Annotated in this window: 12 protein-coding genes and 1 tRNA gene; 11 read left to right on the plus strand and 2 right to left on the minus strand. The window is 45.1% G+C overall.

Annotated features, from left to right (window positions below; genetic code table 11):
- Positions 1-367 precede the first annotated feature (367 nt).
- Positions 368-3,625 carry an ATP-binding protein gene (locus QUB12_RS07370; protein WP_333145565.1) on the minus strand — a complete coding sequence of 1,086 codons (3,258 nt, stop codon included), beginning with the start codon at positions 3,623-3,625 and terminating at the stop codon, positions 368-370.
- Between the two features lie 396 nt (positions 3,626-4,021).
- Between QUB12_RS07370 and QUB12_RS07375 the strand changes: the two genes are divergently transcribed.
- From QUB12_RS07375 to QUB12_RS07410, 8 genes are all read left to right on the plus strand, one after another.
- Positions 4,022-4,957 carry a circadian clock protein KaiA gene (locus QUB12_RS07375; RefSeq protein ID WP_333306204.1) on the plus strand — a complete coding sequence of 312 codons (936 nt, stop codon included), beginning with the start codon at positions 4,022-4,024 and terminating at the stop codon, positions 4,955-4,957.
- 188 nt (positions 4,958-5,145) lie between these two features.
- A complete protein-coding gene (kaiB, locus tag QUB12_RS07380) occupies positions 5,146-5,460 on the plus strand; it encodes a circadian clock protein KaiB (protein WP_236503428.1) in 315 nt (104 codons plus the stop codon).
- A 347-nt stretch (positions 5,461-5,807) separates the two neighbouring features.
- Positions 5,808-7,370 (plus strand): circadian clock protein KaiC, encoded by a 1,563-nt coding sequence (kaiC, locus tag QUB12_RS07385; RefSeq protein ID WP_333145571.1) that lies wholly within the window; start codon positions 5,808-5,810, stop codon positions 7,368-7,370.
- A 452-nt stretch (positions 7,371-7,822) separates the two neighbouring features.
- The gene (locus QUB12_RS07390) at positions 7,823-8,059 is read left to right on the plus strand and encodes a hypothetical protein (protein WP_333306206.1); all 237 of its coding nucleotides are present in this window, start codon (positions 7,823-7,825) and stop codon (positions 8,057-8,059) included.
- 157 nt (positions 8,060-8,216) lie between these two features.
- A complete protein-coding gene (locus QUB12_RS07395; RefSeq protein ID WP_333145575.1) occupies positions 8,217-8,459 on the plus strand; it encodes an EAL domain-containing protein in 243 nt (80 codons plus the stop codon).
- A 323-nt stretch (positions 8,460-8,782) separates the two neighbouring features.
- On the plus strand, positions 8,783-9,598 hold the full coding sequence (locus QUB12_RS07400; RefSeq protein WP_333306208.1) for an alpha/beta hydrolase: 816 nt from the start codon (positions 8,783-8,785) through the stop codon (positions 9,596-9,598).
- A gap of 5 nt (positions 9,599-9,603) precedes the next feature.
- Positions 9,604-11,220 (plus strand): diguanylate cyclase domain-containing protein, encoded by a 1,617-nt coding sequence (locus tag QUB12_RS07405; RefSeq protein ID WP_333306211.1) that lies wholly within the window; start codon positions 9,604-9,606, stop codon positions 11,218-11,220.
- Positions 11,221-11,654: 434 nt separating this feature from the next.
- A complete protein-coding gene (locus QUB12_RS07410; protein WP_333103709.1) occupies positions 11,655-11,819 on the plus strand; it encodes a hypothetical protein in 165 nt (54 codons plus the stop codon).
- Positions 11,820-11,885: 66 nt separating this feature from the next.
- Here the strand turns inward: QUB12_RS07410 and QUB12_RS07415 are convergent.
- Positions 11,886-11,958: transfer RNA gene (locus QUB12_RS07415), tRNA-Arg, on the minus strand.
- Positions 11,959-12,044: 86 nt separating this feature from the next.
- Here QUB12_RS07415 and QUB12_RS07420 point away from each other — a divergent pair.
- The 3 genes from QUB12_RS07420 (at position 12,045) to QUB12_RS07430 (ending at position 16,623) form a co-directional block, all read left to right on the plus strand.
- Positions 12,045-12,239: a hypothetical protein gene (locus tag QUB12_RS07420; protein ID WP_333306221.1), complete on the plus strand. Its 195-nt coding sequence runs from the start codon at positions 12,045-12,047 to the stop codon at positions 12,237-12,239.
- 87 nt (positions 12,240-12,326) lie between these two features.
- Positions 12,327-15,194 (plus strand): ATP-binding protein, encoded by a 2,868-nt coding sequence (locus QUB12_RS07425; RefSeq protein ID WP_333306222.1) that lies wholly within the window; start codon positions 12,327-12,329, stop codon positions 15,192-15,194.
- Positions 15,187-16,623, plus strand: coding sequence for a response regulator (locus tag QUB12_RS07430; RefSeq protein ID WP_333145587.1), 1,437 nt, complete (start codon positions 15,187-15,189; stop codon positions 16,621-16,623). The genes QUB12_RS07425 and QUB12_RS07430 overlap by 8 nt, the downstream gene beginning before the upstream one ends.
- Positions 16,624-16,681 lie beyond the last annotated feature (58 nt).

Here is a 16,681-nt window from a genome sequence, read left to right on the forward strand (position 1 = left end):
AATACGTAAATACCACATTTTTTATATTTGTCTTTTTGTCAAGTACAATTTATACTAAATTAGATGAGCTTACCCTGATATTGCTTCTTGACTCGCAACACTTCTGGGTTTTCATTTAAATACTTCTCAAATTATGTTTGCACTCAGGATAGCCGTTTTTCTTCACTATTTTAGAGACGACTGAGAAGGTCACTACAAACAAGCTAAGTTATGAGCTATTATAAAGTTGAATCAGTTAATAAATAAGGCTTCGCGGTTGTCAGTTAAAGCTCTACAAAATTCTGTTTTAGCTCATAAATAATAGTTTATTTTTACGGATTTATAAACGAGTTAATTCCGCACTACAAACCTGGTAAATCCTTCATTTTTACGAGCTTGAGTGAGTTAATAAAGCCTGTTGAATTTTGTCTAACAATTGTGCTGCCGATAAGGAAGAAGGCAAAATTTTGGCAGATACTTCTTGCAGTAGAAAGTCGATCGACTCGGATTCCGAATTTACGGCAGACCGATAATCCCAGACTAAAATTGGCAGTTTTACTGCCATTTGGCGCAGGTTGGATAGCGCCTGCAGCATAGCGGTTGATTCTGAGGGGGCATCTCGCAAACACAGCAAAACTAAGTCAACGCTTTGATATTGCAACTGCTGCAAAACTTCTGTCCAGCAGGGAGCGATCGACCCTCGAAATCCTGCGGTGTGGATGTACTGGATCAAAGCTTGAAAGTTGGGAGTAGAAAACTGGGAATTGGGGAGGGGAATCTCGGCATTTGTCGATCGATCGCCATGTTCCAATTCTTCCGTTGGGTTCCCCCCAGAAGAGGAGTGCAAATCGGGTAAAGTCGAAATGTCGGCAAATAAAATGCTGGGCTTCCAACTCATGCCCGCAGCAACTTGAATTACTTGCCACAAAGCACTTGGTATTAACCCGGTTGGTGAATTTTCACCGTCGTCGGGACTGCTAGTGGCTAAACAGGGAAATACCGACAATCCTTTGACTTGATTTGCCAGTTGCGTAGTTCGGGAGTCTAAAGTCACCAAGGGGAGAGAACCCAAATTTCGAGACCGACTTAACTGTTCGATAAAAGCTAAGGGGTTTTGCAGTTGACTTGTACCATCCAAGACGATCGCGTCGGGCCGCCAAATTCTTGCCACGAGTTCTGCTTGGCCGAGGTCGTCTGCTTCTAAAACCCGGCAGTAGTTGGGGTTGAGCAGTAAAGCGGAACCTTGAGACGAACTGTTTTGCGGGCTGAGCCACAACACGGTTAAAGGACTTTTTACTTTCGGGCTACTAGCATTACTTTTGCCGATCAAGTCTCCCAGCAGCCGCCGCAAAGCGGGTTCTTCCACCGGCAAGCTCAAAAAGCCTTCGGCCCTGTTGACACTGGCCCGTTCTTTTTCGCCTCTGGTGGCCGTGACGATCGCCGGAATCGATCGGGTATCCGGGTCACTCTTGAGCAGCGTCAGCACGTCCCAACCCGACAGCAGTGGCAGCAGCGGGTTGAGGAAAATCGCTTCGGGACTGAACCTGCGAGCTTTTTCCAGCGCTTCGGTGCCGGAACGGGCGACTATTACTTGGTAGCCCAAACCTGAGATGACGTTGGTTAAATCTTCGATATATTTGGGAACTGCTTCGACTATTAATACTAAACGAGAGCGAGAATTGGCGATCGGAATCTGATATTGGGGTTTTAATAATTCTTCCTCAGCGGCTCCCGGTGCCGGGACTTCTTCACTCCTATTTCCCGGAGGATTTGGTGGCAGCAGCAGGGTAAATTGAGAGCCTTGGTTTTCGGAGGAAATAAACGAAACGTCTCCGCCGTGGAGCCGAGCTAGGCGTTGAGTTAGTACCAGTCCCAGTCCGGTTCCTTGAAAGCGCCTGGTGAGGGGGCTTTCTAGCTGTTGGAATTTCTGAAATATCAGGTGCTGTTTGTCGGTGGGGATGCCGATGCCAGTGTCCCAAACTGTGAATGCGATCCAGCCTTCCCAAACATTTACTTTCAATCCGATTTTGCCACCAAGCTCGGTGAATTTTAGGGCATTGGAAAGGAGGTTAACCAGCATTTGCCGCAGCCGCAGTTCGTCGGCAATTAAGTGGCTCAGTCCCGGTTCTATTTCGAGTGTAAATTCTATTTGGGCGGATGGTTCTGCGTTTGCTGTACCGTCCGTTGTGCTCGGAACGGGAGGGTTTTTTTCTTCTTGCTGTTGCAGTTGTTTTGCTTGTTCAAAGGCTCTTTGGCAGGTTGATGCTATTTCGACCGGTTCGGGAATTAGTTCTAGCTGCCCGGTTTCCATCCGGGTCAAGTCTAAAATGTCGTTAACTATTGTCATCAAATGCCGCCCGCTTTTATGGATTAGTTTGGCGTAGCGTGTTTGGCGATCGTTGAGTTCTCCGATCAATTTATCTTTGAGGAGGCTGGACAAACCGAGGACGGCGGTGAGCGGGGTTTTTAGTTCGTGGCTGATGCAGGATAAAAATTCGTCTTTTAGTCGGTTGAGGTGGATTAAATCTGCGTTTTTCGCTGCTAGTTCTTTGGCGACTAAATGTTCTTCGGTGACATCTTGTCCCATTACTAAAATTAGCTTGTCTGAGAGCGGCTGTTTGACAAATTGCCAGATCCGTTCTTGACCTTTTTGTAGGGGGCACTCGCAAATGTAGGTGTCTGGTTTGCCGGCGGTGGGGCACCAAGCTGGAGCGGTTAAGGTTGAGGGGGAGGCGGCAGCGTACAGGGGCAGCGGGCAACTGGCGGCTGCGGTTGAATCACGCGCGGCGAAGCTATCCCGCAGGGAATCGTCCGATCTACTTGCTCCTACTAGGCTCCTGGACTCTTTGGTGATGGCCTCTAACTGCACGCTATTGTATTCGCTTGTTAAATGGCTTGGTTTGCGGGGCGAGTGTTTACCCAAATTTGCTGCTGGTTCTGGAACTGGTTCTGGGCCTGCTCCCAGCAAAATCCGCCACGCTGCGTTTTGGCTGACTATTTGTGCGGTAGGGGTTTGCAATCTCAGGGGCAGGGGCAGTTTTTCCAACAGTTCCACTAGGGAGTTCAGGTTTTCCGAAGGTTTCAATCCTGCTTCTAGAAAGCGCACTTGAGCGCCTAGGGCCGTGGCGATGGCTTCGGCAACAGGTTTTAATTCGATTTCTTTGACGGCTGTTGCCTGCTCTGGGAGGCTGCTGAGAGAGCTGCTGTTAAGTGCGGCGAATTGCAGCAGGCTCAGGCTGTCTAGCATTCCTAAAAATTGACCGCTGGCATCTGTGAGGGCGATCGGGTTGTTTGATGAAATGCCTGCGGTTTGACGGTTTGGCCGGGCTGGGGTGTTCTGTTCCTCTGTTTGCAGGTACTGCCAGAATTCGCTGACGCTCATAGCGGCGGGTAATGCCCTGACTGGTTCGATCGCGATCGGGCTTTCTGACAAAGGTTGCTGCCCGTCGTTTGTGCGATCGGCTCCCCAAGCCCAAAGGCTGCGGAGGTACACTAATCCCAGCGGCTGTAACTGTTCGTTGACTACTGCGACTCGATCGCAGTTGCAGGATCTGAAAATTGACTGCAGCGATTCTAGCGCACCCGTTTGGAGGCACAGCGGCACTGGATCTATAAAATTTTTGAGACTGGGGGTGGTGACTGGCATAACAAACCTGAGAGTCTGCTCGCGAGAGCAGTAATATTTTTGATGCTCAATGTAGCTGCGAATTTCTGTATCTTATTTGTTTTATATCAGTTCGCTATCAGGCTCGGTATCCGCACCGAGACCGGGGAGTCCGATGCCTACACCTGATTTGAGGCGACTAGCAATTATTTTAAGGCTTAAGCTTAATTGCAGAAATCACGCTCAGGGTGCTTGACACAAAAACCACGGAGTAGACTTTGATTCTTCCTCTTGTAGAAGCGCATCACTTATTTTGCGGTTAAGATTGGTTAAAATAAATGTTGAGATGATTGTTAAAATGTTAAGTTTTTTGTAAAGGAGATATCAACTCTGAGCGATCCAGCACTTTCAGGCAACTTAGGTGGTACACCTACAGCTTTGCTTCCTCAACTGTCTATCGGTATTTTTGTCCGCTCTGAGGAAATCGCAGCCTCTGCGATCGAGCTTTTGAGAGGCGATCGCTATGCTTTAACGCACATTAAGTCGGCAGTAGAGCTTTTGGGGTTCCTTAAGCACAATTATCACCTTGATTGTTTGGTTTTGGAGGTGGATGGGGATCTGCGATCGCTTCTGGGCAAGCTGCAAGAACGATCGCTCTTTTTGCCTGCTGTAATTTTTTCGCCTCACGCGCCGGTAGATGGCAGGCCCGAAGCACCATATTCAGATGGTTTTGAGGCCGCAGCCAGTACCGCCAACAAGAGTCTAGACGAAAGCTGTGCTTTTTTTTATCACCCTGCTGAGGTGCAACTGGCAATCGCTCGAGCGAGCGAAATAGCTGCAGGTATCGATCGGGCGATCGCACAATTTCTGAAGCTTTCAACTCCGGTTCCTGTCAATTACCAATCCGTAACAATCGATGCGACAGCCCAATTGACTGCTCAAAGTTTGCTCAGCCGACAGCAGCGGCGGCTGGCGGAAAAATTACGGGAGCGATTAGGATACTTAGGTGTGTATTATAAAAGAAATTCCCAGATTTTTTTGAGAAATCTGTCGGGCCCAGAGAAACAAAAGTTTTTGGAGCAACTCAAGTCAAGTTATCGCGGCATCGTTTTGAATTATTTTTCTCAAGATGCTGCGGTCAACAATCAAATAGATGAATTTGTGAATTTGGCTTTTTTTGCTGACGTTCCCGTGACTCAAATTGTAGAAATTCACATGGAATTGATGGACGAGTTTGCTAAACAGCTAAAATTAGAAGGACGCAGCGAGGAAATATTGCTTGATTACCGTTTGACCCTGATTGACGCGATCGCTCATATGTGCGAGATGTATCGGCGATCGATTCCGAAAGAAACATCTCAAGGTAGAATGTAGCAGGGATTCGGCCTAATTTAAGAAAGAAAAGGTAGGAGGTAGAATCTAACAAAAAAGAAAGGAGCCGACCAACGGCCGCGCGAGCGCGAGGCTGCAATTATTATAAAATAACAAAGAACAGCGGATTTAAGACAAATAACAACTACAACTAACATCTGACAACTAATACTCAACATTTTAAAAAGTTCATGAGTCCTCTGAAGAAAACCTACGTTCTGAAACTGTACGTTGCGGGGAATACTCCCAACTCAGTGCGAGCTTTGAAAACCCTAAAGGACATCCTAGAACAAGAATTTCAAGGAGTCTACGCGCTGAAAGTCATAGATGTTCTCAAAAATCCTCAGCTAGCAGAAGAGGACAAAATATTGGCAACCCCGACGCTGGCAAAAATCCTGCCGCCGCCGGTGCGAAAAATTATTGGCGATTTGTCCGATCGCGAGAAAGTTCTGATAGGATTAGATTTGCTCTATGAAGAACTTCGCGAAGAAGACATGAATTCATAAGATAATCAGGTAAGAGTCAGTCGATTTTAGATTTGAGACTTCTGTTTGGCGTGAAACGTTCGGCGAGGGCGAGCGTCGAAGCGTCGAGTCCCGCGATCGTCGAACGATTTTAGATTTTAGATTTACTCAACAGATGAATCTGGGATGTTGAACAAAAGTCTAAAATTTTTATCTTTCCACGACAGGAGTACCTGGTACGGTATCGGTTTTTGGGCGGGGTCATTAGTCAGCAGTCAGCAGTCATTAGTTATTGAGCAAGAGCCAAAACTAAAAGCTGGGTACAAAGACTCATGATCGGCGGTTAATGAGTGACAACTAAAGAATACTGAGAGTTGACAAAAATCGACATGAATGAAATTAGTCAAACGGTTCAACGAAAAGGATTGGTAACGCCAGGAGTTGAAAAAATTCGCACGATGATTGAGGGTTTCGATGACATCAGTCACGGCGGAATGCCACTCGGCAGAACCACCCTAGTCAGCGGCACGTCAGGAACGGGAAAAACTTTATTTGCCGTACAATTTCTCTATAACGGAATTACCCATTTTGACGAAGCGGGAGTGTTCGTAACTTTTGAAGAATCTCCGACAGATATTATTAAAAATGCTTGCAGTTTCGGTTGGGATCTGGCACAGTTAATCGAGGAAGGCAAGCTATTTATTTTGGACGCTTCCCCCGATCCGGAAGGTCAAGATATCGTAGGAAATTTTGATTTATCAGCCTTAATTGAGCGAATTCAGTACGCCATTCGCAAATACAAAGCCAAGCGGGTTTCTATAGATTCGGTGACAGCCGTATTTCAGCAGTACGACGCTGCATCGGTGGTGCGCCGAGAAATTTTTCGCTTAGTTGCGCGCCTCAAACAAGTAGGAGCAACTACAGTTATGACTACGGAACGGGTGGAAGAATACGGCCCGGTGGCTCGGTTTGGGGTGGAAGAGTTTGTGTCGGATAATGTGGTGATTGTTCGCAACGTATTGGAAGGAGAACGCCGCCGCCGCACCATCGAAATTTTGAAGTTGCGCGGTACAACTCACATGAAGGGCGAATATCCTTTTACTATGACTAATGACGGAATTAATATTTTCCCATTGGGGGCGATGCGATTAACTCAAAAGTCTTCAAACGTGCGGGTTTCTTCGGGCGATAAAACTCTCGACGAGATGTGCGGTGGCGGTTTCTTCAAAGACTCGATTATTTTGGCTACGGGTGCAACGGGAACAGGCAAAACGCTGTTGGTTAGCAAGTTCTTGCAGAATGCTTGTATGAACGGCAATCGGGCGCTGTTGTTTGCCTATGAAGAGTCGCGGGCCCAGTTGTTCCGCAATGCTTATTCTTGGGGAATTGATTTTGAGGAAATGGAAGAGAAAGGACTGTTGAAGCTGCTGTGCACTTACCCGGAATCGGCGGGTCTGGAAGACCACTTGCAGAGTATTAAATCAGAAATTGCTGAGTTCAAACCTTCTCGAATTGCTATAGACTCGCTGTCGGCGTTAGCTAGAGGTGTCAGCAATAATGCTTTCAGGCAATTTGTGATCGGAGTGACAGGTTTTGCGAAGCAGGAAGAAATAACCGGCTTTTTCACGAATACAAGCGACCAGTTTATGGGTTCTCATTCGATTACGGACTCCCATATTTCTACGATTACTGACACGATTATCATGTTACAGTATGTAGAGATTCGAGGAGAAATGTCGCGGGCAATTAATGTGTTTAAGATGCGCGGTTCGTGGCACGACAAAGGAATTCGAGAATACACAATTACTGAAAGAGGGCCGCAAATTAAAGATTCGTTCAGTGGTTACGAACGGATTATCAGCGGTTCTCCGAGTCGGATTACGATTAATGAGAAGAGTGAGCTATCGCGGATTCTCCAGGGTGTGCAAGGTCAAGACGATGAGGATATTTGAGAGTTAGTAGTGATTGGTCGTTAAAAGTAGGTTGGGTTGAGCGAGGAAACCCAACTTTTTTAATTTGAGGAGTTGGTGAACATTTATAGCAACCGCAACAATGTTTGGGAGGTTCTTAAGTGCTAAAATCTGAGCTTTTATTGCCTTCTTCATCAGCGCATTTTGCTGTAGCAATCCCACTAAATAGGTTGTGGTAAAAATCTAGGGGTAAGCTGTTGTGCCTCTAAATTGTATATTTCAATGACATCTCAAAAATCATCAAATTCTGTCCCAATCCGATTCTAGAACATACCAGAAAATCTTTCTGGCCTAGCAGCTTAGTGCCGCGTCGTGCCTATCCCTACTACCCCTAGATTAGCGGAACCACGGGGGATTGCCTTTACAAAGATATTAAGACTAATTTTATTATCAAAAATCATTACCTTGGCGATCGCAAATCTCTGGAATTGTGCTTGGAAAGCCAATACTTGCTGTACTATCAACCTCAGCTATATTGGCAAAGAGGTAGCCTTGCTCGTGTTAAACTTATAGTAGGAGGGTATTCTCCTGAACTAGGTTGGATTCATCGCCATCGATGTATTCCCATCGCCGAAAAAACTGGATTGATTTTGCCCGAAGAGCAAATGGGTTTTAGAGCAAGCTTGCTGGCAATATCAGCAGTGGCTAGCAGCAGGACTAATTCTTCCTAATATGGCGGTGAATCTGTCGGCACGTCAACTCACCCAACCGACTTTAATCGCTAAGAGCGATCGCACTGTTGAGCGCACCGAAAAGAAACCGAAATATCTCTAGCTATAGATTACGGGAACGGTAATGATGCTTAATGTTGACATTACCTAAAATCTTTTGAGCCAATTATCGGAGCATGGTATGGGGATTTTTGTCGATGATTTTGAGACTCCCTATGCTGCTTTTAACAATCTGAAAAATGTTCCCGTGAAGTCGCTCAAATTTACTCGCTTATTTGGGTGTGATTTAGCCAGCGATCCGATCGCTCGCTCAATTGCCAAAGCCCTAGTTGCAATGGTACATCGCTTAAATCCGATCGCAATTGCCGAAGGAATTGAAACCCCAGCGCAATGGCAATAGTTACAAGCCTCGGCTGTGAAATCGGGCAGCGTTATATGGGGAGCATCTCATATTTGTAAAAACACTTCTTCTGGCTCCTTCCTTCTTCCTTCTGACTCTTTTCTCCTGGCTCCTGACTCCTGACTCCTAACTCCAATTTCTAGCGGAGGGCTGCTTTCATTGAGATGCTCCCGTTATATGTTTAGCCAGCCTGTCAGTGCTGAGGTTGCCACTCAATTAATCCGACATCCTGAATTGTTGTCTACCACTATGTGGGATAAGCAATCCTCCCTCATAAAAGCGCGCAAAAGTCTTATAATCAATTTAATGCTCGTGTTGCTCAAATGACTGACAAATTTTTTTTACGGAATAATATAAAATTGTTTGGACAAGGCACCCAGACCATAATGTTTGCTCATGGATTTGGGTGCGATCAAAATATGTGGCGTTTCGTAACACCGGCCTTCGAGAAGGACTACAAAATCCTCCTATTTGATTATGTAGGTTCGGGACAGTCGGATATTAGTGCCTACAGTCCTGAACGGTACAGCCACATCAATGGCTATGTTCAGGATGTCCTCGATATCTGTGAAGAATTGGCGTTGACGGATGTGATTTTTGTCGGTCATTCTGTCAGCAGTATGATCGGCCTTCTGTCCTCAATTCAAGCTCCTAATTACTTTAATCGCCTGATTTTCGTAGGGCCTTCACCCTGCTACATGAATGATTTACCGAATTATTACGGAGGGTTTGAGCGCAAAGATATTGAGGATCTCCTCGATATCATGGAGAAAAATTACATTGGTTGGGCAAGCTTTATGGCGCCAATGGTGATGCAGAATGAGGAGCGTCCAGAGTTAAGTGAGGAACTTGAGGCAAGTTTTTGTTCCACCGATCCGGTAGTTGCAAGTCGCTTTGCCGAGGTAACTTTTTACTCTGACAATCGCAGTGATTTACCGAAGGCCTCAGTACCTTCACTGATATTGCAATGTAGTGAGGACATGGTAGCTCCCACCGAGGTAGGGCATTATCTCCACCGCCACCTGCCTAAAAGTACGCTACGGCTGATGAAAGCTACGGGACATTGCCCGCACATGAGTCATCCACAAGAGACGATCGACATGATTAAGGAGTATTTGAGTGTACCTCATACTACCTGAGTTGTATGGCAAACATGACCTATCAGATAGACGAGCTACTAAACACGTCACCCTGTGGATTCCTCTCGTTTGCTGACGATGGTACCATCCTAATGGTCAACGCCACATTAGTGCAATTACTCGGACACGAACCCGATGAACTGCGGGGACAGAAGATGGAATCCATTCTGCCGATCGCCAGCCGGATTTTCTATCAAACCCATTTCTTCCCCCTGTTGAAGCTCCACGGTAAAGTAGAGGAAATTTACTTCTCATTAAGGTCGAAGGAGGGTAGTGAGATACCCATGCTGATCAACGCTGTGCGTCGAGAGAAGGGAGGAAGCTTCATCAACGATTGCATCTTGATCTGTATCCGCCAGCGTATCCTGTACGAAGGTGAAATTATTAAAGCAAAAAAAGCAGCCGAGGCAGCTATTCTCGCCCAAAAGCAAGCGGAAATCGCCCTGCGGAAACAGTACGACAAGGCGATATTACTTCAAGAAATTACTCAACACATCCGTCAATCTCTTGATTTGTCTACAATTTTTGAGATTGCTTCCCAGGAGATTCGCGTGTTTCTTGATGCCGAGCGCGTCGGCATATTTAAGTTCTATCCTGACAGTAATTTTGGATATGGTGAGTTTGTTTCAGAATCCGTAGGCGAAGGATGTAAATTGGTAAGCAAAAATCAATTTAACGACCCGTGTGGTGGTGAACCATATCCTGATTCATATCAAGAATGGAGAATGCAGGTAGTTGAAAATATCAATAATATTGACCTTCAACACTGTTACCGCGCTCTTTGGAAACAATTTCCGGTTCGGGCTAATTTAGTTGCGCCGTTGCTCAATGGACAAGATTTGTGGGGGTTGTTATGTATTCATCAATGTTCTGCTCCTCGGCAATGGGAAGAATTTGAAATTGACCTTGTTAAACAGATTGCTAATCAGTTAGCGATCGCCATTAAACAAGCGGATATTTTTCAGAAGTTGCAGAAGGAATTGGTAGAAAGGCAGCAGGCTCAAGCGCGCATGAGAGAAATTAATCAACAACTGGCACTCTCTAACGAAGAACTAGCCCGCGCTACTCACCTCTTAGAACAAGTGGTCAATATTGATGGGTTGACTCAAATTGCTAATCGCCGCTGTTTTAATGACCGCTTAGAGCATGAATGGCAGCGCCTATACCGGGAACAAAAACCTATTTCTCTTTTGTTATTTGATGTCGATTATTTCAAACGTTATAATGATTGCTACGGTCATCAAATGGGGGATGATTGTCTGTTCAAACTTGCTCAGACTGTGCAAGAGGTGGTGTACCGTCCGGCGGATTTAGTGGCGCGTTACGGCGGAGAAGAATTTGCCATCATTTTGCCTAATACTGATATTGAAGGAGCGAGTTCGGTGGCCCAACGGATTCACGCTGCTATTCAAGCTTTGCATATTCCTCACAAAACCTCTGATGTGAGCGATGTAGTTACTATTAGTATGGGTATCGCCAACTTGATTCCGATTGCGGAACTATCATCGGCTGACTTGATTGCGATCGCCGATCGTGCACTCTACCGTGCTAAGGAACAGGGGCGGAATCAGTCCGCAACCTGCGACTACAGCGGCGATTCGATTTTTGACACTGACGCTTAAATCACATTGACACCGAGGACAAAAATTTGTCCCCGGTCTCTCAAAATCAGTCATAAAAAATACTCGGTAAGTGGGAAACGAGCGTGGCTTCAGCCCGCTCGTGGAAAACGACACGGCGATTTCAATCGCCTTGAATCCCCTTGCGGGGTTAGAGGGGTATGGTTGCCCCTCTATGGAGATATGGTTGTCTCCGAGTCCCTTTCGGGTAATGTTAGCTTCGCCAAGGTTATAAGAGCTTTTTAGACCTGCAACACTTTCGAGCGTGACTTTAAGACTGTTTAATTGCTTCGGACAGAGCGGAAAACTAGCTTCGCATTCGCCGGTGTCGTGACTCAAATAACGTAGTCAGTTAAGACTTAAGCTGGTCAGAATAGCTTGTAATTTCTTACAAGCTCAGTGGCTTTAGCCCTGAGTTCCTGACTCTATAAATTTAAATGAGCACGGAGCGATTGGAAAACTCCGCTCCGACCGTCGCAGAATTTCCAGAGCCAGCCGACCTGCTCAACCAGTTGAAAGCGCGACGCAAAAAGTCCGGCGCAAACTTGGCAGATATGGAGGTGGTTTTGGAGATACTTGGAACAGATGGGAGCGAAATTTGAGCGGAAAATAGGACTATCGGTAATACAATTAACCTGAAACCCTTACTCCACAAAAGACATAGAAAGTGAGCACGGAGGGATTTGAACCCCCGACCCTCAGGACCGGAACCTGATGCTCTATCCACTGAGCTACGTGCCCTCGACTTTTTAGAGTATAACACGTCTTGCGGAAAATGGCGAGTGCCGATCGCAAATTTCCTGGCCGGCCTCCAAACCGCTTGACCCATGCGGATTAAACTCGCCCGTGCGATCGAATATCAGGCAGTTCTCGCAGCCAGAGACTGCAACTTTTACCTAAATGGTAACAATAATACGACAATGGGTAAAATAATAGCCATTAATCGAGCAAACATTAGGTTCACATTCGATCGGGGTCGATCGCCTGCCATAGCTAAAATAGCCCGCATCAATTTCCCCTAGCTAACCGGCAGTAAATAAATGGTGCTGCAGTTAAGACAGGTTGTGCAAATACGGCTCTAGACTAAGTTCACCAAACCCCTCAATCTTATGGTTTCTAAAATTTTAGACAAATTACCGCTGCGAACTGTTCTCATAGTTCCATTTATACTGCAAATAGTGGGAGGCGTGGGGCTCGTAGGATATCTGTCTTTTAGAAACGGGCAAAAAGCAGTTAATAACCTTGCCAGTCAGTTAATGAGCGAGGTGAGTTTGCGTGTCGAGCAAAACCTGCAAGTTTACCTGACTACTCCCCATCAAATCAATCAAACCAAGCTGGATGCTGTCAAGCTCGGCTTGTTAAAGATGGAAAACTTATCAGCTTGGGATAAATATCTTTGGCGCCAAGTACAATTATATCCCTATATCAATTTTACCTCCGTTGGCAACAAGCATGGAGATTATAGATGCGGTCAACAACTTTCTAACGGCTCCCGAATGATTAATGTGATAGACCCATCTACTGGGTTTAATTTTAATTCTTACAATACGAACGCTCTCGGCGATCGCACTACAATTACCACCCTTGCCAAAAACTATGATCATCGGCAACATCCTGCGTACCAAAAAGCCGTCAAAGTCGGCAAACCTACTTGGAGTTCGGTTTTTGTTTCCTTACTAGAACCGACATTACTTATCAGCGCTATCCAACCCGTATACAGCTACAAAAATCAGCTAGAAGGAGTCTTATTTGCTGCTTTGCGTCTCGACCATCTTGGGAGATTTCTCAACAGTCTCAAAGTTGGCAAATCCGGTCAAACATTTATTATAGATCGCCAGGGTACTTTGTTAGCAACTTCCACAACAGAAAAACCGTTTCGCACTAAAGGTAATGAAAGACAATTGTTTAAAGTGGAAGAAAGCAGCAACCCTTTTACTCAAGCGACAGCTAAATATTTGACTGCCAAGTTTAAAAAATTAGACCAAATTAAAAAATCCGAGTTATTGAGCTTTGACATAGATGACAAGCGACAATTTTTAAAAGTCTTGCCGTTTCAAGACGGCAAAGGTTTAGACTGGCTGATTGTCGTAGTTGTTCCCGAAGCAGATTTCACCAAAGAAATCGATGCTAATACCCGCACAGCGATTTTGCTGTGTTTCGCAGCTTTAGGAGTAGCTGTGGCGATTGGCATTCTGACTTCTCAGTGGGTAACAAATCCTATTTTGAGCTTAAATATAGCAGCCAAAAATATTGCTAAAGGTGAATGGGACAAAACAGTAGAAAGCGAACGTTCTGACGAATTAGGGGAATTAGCGAAATCATTTAACAGCATGGCTCAACAACTGCAACAATCTTTTGAAACTTTAGAACAGCGAGTGCAAGAGCGGACGGCAGAATTGGCTGTAGCGAAAGACAAAGCGGAAGTAGCGAACCAAGCTAAAAGCACTTTTCTTGCTAATATGAGCCACGAATTGCGATCGCCTCTCAATGCAATTCTCGGCTTTTCCCAACTGATGACTCGCAGCCAAACTCTCTCCCCAGAAGATCAAGAAAATATTAGCATAATTAGCAGCAGCGGAGAACACCTGCTCACCCTGATTAATAACGTACTCGATTTATCTAAAATTGAATCGGGGCGCACCACCCTAAATTCCAAAAAATTAGACCTTTTCCGCCTGCTAAACGACTTGGAAGATATGTTTCAAATCAAAGCAGATGACAAGCACCTGCAGTTAGTTTTTGAGCGCAGTCCCGAAGTGCCACAATACGTAGAAACGGACGATTTAAAATTGCGGCAAATCTTAATTAATCTGCTCAATAACTCTCTTAAATTTACCGATGAAGGCAGTGTAGCGGTAAGAGTTAGCAAGCAGTCACTAGGCAGAAATCAGCAGGCAGAAGGGGGATTTTTTTATCCATCTGAAGTATCAAATGATACTGAAATCTCCGCCATCAATGGTATCAAAATCTCTCAATTCAGTCCGTCGAACAACCCGATCATTGCCACCAAAAATGACGATTCAGCTTCTACCTCTTCCTTCTTTCTTCATTTTGAAGTCGAGGATACTGGACCCGGTATTGCTACCAATGAATTAGACGATCTTTTTGAACCCTTCGTGCAAACCAAGACAGGCAAAGATTCGCAAGAAGGTACCGGCTTGGGATTGCCCATCAGTCGCAAATTTGTAGAATTAATGGGCGGCGAAATGAGCGTCTGTTCTGCTGTGGGTAAGGGAACTAATTTTAAGTTTGACATTCAAGTTATTGCGGTCGAGGCGACTGATATTGAAAGCCCAAAACCGAGCAGGAATGTTATTGCCCTGGTTCCCAACCAACAGACCTATCGAATTTTGATAGTAGACGATAAACCGCTGAACCGCCAACTGTTAATTAAAATCCTGTCTCCTCTGGGTTTTGAACTAAAAGAAGCTACTAACGGTCAAGAAGCTATTGAGATTTGCGATAGTTGGGAACCGCATCTCATTTGGATGGACATGAGAATGCCTGTGATGGACGGCTACGAAGCTACGCAATACATTAAAGGTACTATTAAAGGTCAAGCTACACCTATTATTGCGCTGACAGCGAGCGTTTTGGAGGAAGAACGGGCAGTTATTTTATCGGCGGGCTGCGATGCTTTTATGAGGAAGCCTTTCCGGGAAGCCGATATTTTTGATGCTATGCACAAACATATCGGAGTGCGCTATATTTATGAAGATGCGGATCAAACGGATTTATCGGCAATCAAAGAGGGCGATCGCGCTATGAGTGCGACTGATTTCGTAAACTTGCCTGATTCACTGGTAGCTGATTTAAAGCTAGCTATACTGAATGCAGATATGGAGTTAATTAATACCTTGATAGAGCAAATTCGATTAAAGGATGCAGTAACGGCTGGTGCGATCGCAACTTGTATAGAAAATTTTGAGTACGACAAAGTTTTAAATTTAATTTCGGAAGCAATATCACATGAATAACGACATTCCTAGCACCGATCGCGGTAATATTTTAGTAGTTGACGACACCCCAGCTAATTTGCGGCTGCTAGCCGGAATTTTGAATAGCAAGGGTTATAAAGTGCGCCCGGTACCTAGTGGCGACTTAGCCCTTTCGGCGGCAAAAGGTATGCCTCCAGATTTGATTTTGCTGGATATTATGATGCCCGAAATGAATGGATATGAAGTTTGCGAAAAGCTCAAAGCTGATGAAGGAACTTGCGACATTCCGGTGATTTTTATTAGCGCGATTAATGACGTACTTGATAAGGTCAAAGCCTTTGCAGTGGGCGGGGTAGATTATATTACCAAGCCCTTTCAGGTGGAAGAGGTTCTAGTTAGGGTAGAAACCCATTTAGCAATGTGCCAGTTGCGAAAAAGACTCCAACAAAAAAATAATGAACTTACAGTTACTTTAGACCAACTGCAAGCTACTCAGAATCAATTAGTGCAATCAGAAAAAATGGCGGCATTAGGGCAACTAATTGCCGGCATTGCTCACGAAATTAATACGCCGCTGGGGGCAATTCGGTCGTCTATTGGAAATATTACCAGCTTTTTGGATAACAATCTCGAAAGTTTGCCAGTTTTTTTTAAAGAACTGTCAGCCGAACGCCAGCACGATTTCTTGCGCTTGATGTACAGTTCTAGTCAACAAAATTACTCTTTATCTACGCGAGAAAAACGGGTATTGAAAAAAGGCGTGAAGCAGGAACTAGAGTCGGAAGGCATTGACAATGCGGACAGCATTGCTAGCATTTTAATCAATATCGGATTGCAAGGAAATCTGCAAGAATTCTTGTCGTTGCTCAAAGATCCTGACAGCGAAAATATTATAAAAACAGCCTACGAGTTTGCTAGCATTCACAGAAGCGCCCGAACCATCGCTACCGCTACTGAACGCGCTGCAAAAGTCGTCTTTGCTCTAAAAAATTATGCGCGTTACGATGTAAATGGGGAAAAAATACAAGTGAATATTACGGACGGAATTGAAACTGTATTAACTCTTTATCAAAACCACATCAAGCAGGGTGTGGAAGTCATCAGAAACTATCAAGATCAATTGCCTGTGGTACTGTGTTATCCCGACGAACTCAATCAAGTTTGGACAAATTTAATTCACAATGCCTTACAAGCGATGGACAATCAAGGAACTTTAACAATTGACGCGGTACAACAAGATACCAGCGTGTTGGTCAAAATTATTGACAGCGGTAAGGGAATTCAACCAGAGATTATTCGGAAAATTTTTGAGCCGTTTTTTACTACCAAACCTGCGGGAGAAGGCAGCGGGTTGGGATTGGATATTGTGAAAAAAATAATTGAAAAACATCAGGGTAAAATTGATGTGGAGTCGAGGCCAGGTAAAACAGCATTTACCGTGTCTTTGCCGATTAATTTAACTGAGTAGGTAAAGCGCCGCAGAGCGAAGTCTGGGGCGAAAATTTGCAGTCTAGCCACGCAGAATG

It is taken from the genome of Microcoleus sp. B7-D4 (assembly GCF_036705125.1).
In the GTDB taxonomy this organism is placed as follows: Bacteria; Cyanobacteriota; Cyanobacteriia; order Cyanobacteriales; family Microcoleaceae; genus Microcoleus.

Excerpts from the sequence above, each read along its gene's own strand:
- QUB12_RS07420 (WP_333306221.1), top strand. The coding sequence starts at position 12,045 with ATGCGGATTAAACTCGCCCGTGCGATCGAATATCAGGCAGTTCTCGCA.
- kaiB (WP_236503428.1), top strand. The coding sequence starts at position 5,146 with ATGAGTCCTCTGAAGAAAACCTACGTTCTGAAACTGTACGTTGCGGGG.
- QUB12_RS07400 (WP_333306208.1), top strand. The coding sequence starts at position 8,783 with ATGACTGACAAATTTTTTTTACGGAATAATATAAAATTGTTTGGACAA.
- QUB12_RS07425 (WP_333306222.1), top strand. The coding sequence starts at position 12,327 with ATGGTTTCTAAAATTTTAGACAAATTACCGCTGCGAACTGTTCTCATA.
- kaiC (WP_333145571.1), top strand. The coding sequence starts at position 5,808 with ATGAATGAAATTAGTCAAACGGTTCAACGAAAAGGATTGGTAACGCCA.
- QUB12_RS07405 (WP_333306211.1), top strand. The coding sequence starts at position 9,604 with ATGGCAAACATGACCTATCAGATAGACGAGCTACTAAACACGTCACCC.
- QUB12_RS07410 (WP_333103709.1), top strand. The coding sequence starts at position 11,655 with ATGAGCACGGAGCGATTGGAAAACTCCGCTCCGACCGTCGCAGAATTT.
- QUB12_RS07370 (WP_333145565.1), bottom strand. The coding sequence starts at position 3,625 with ATGCCAGTCACCACCCCCAGTCTCAAAAATTTTATAGATCCAGTGCCG.
- QUB12_RS07430 (WP_333145587.1), top strand. The coding sequence starts at position 15,187 with ATGAATAACGACATTCCTAGCACCGATCGCGGTAATATTTTAGTAGTT.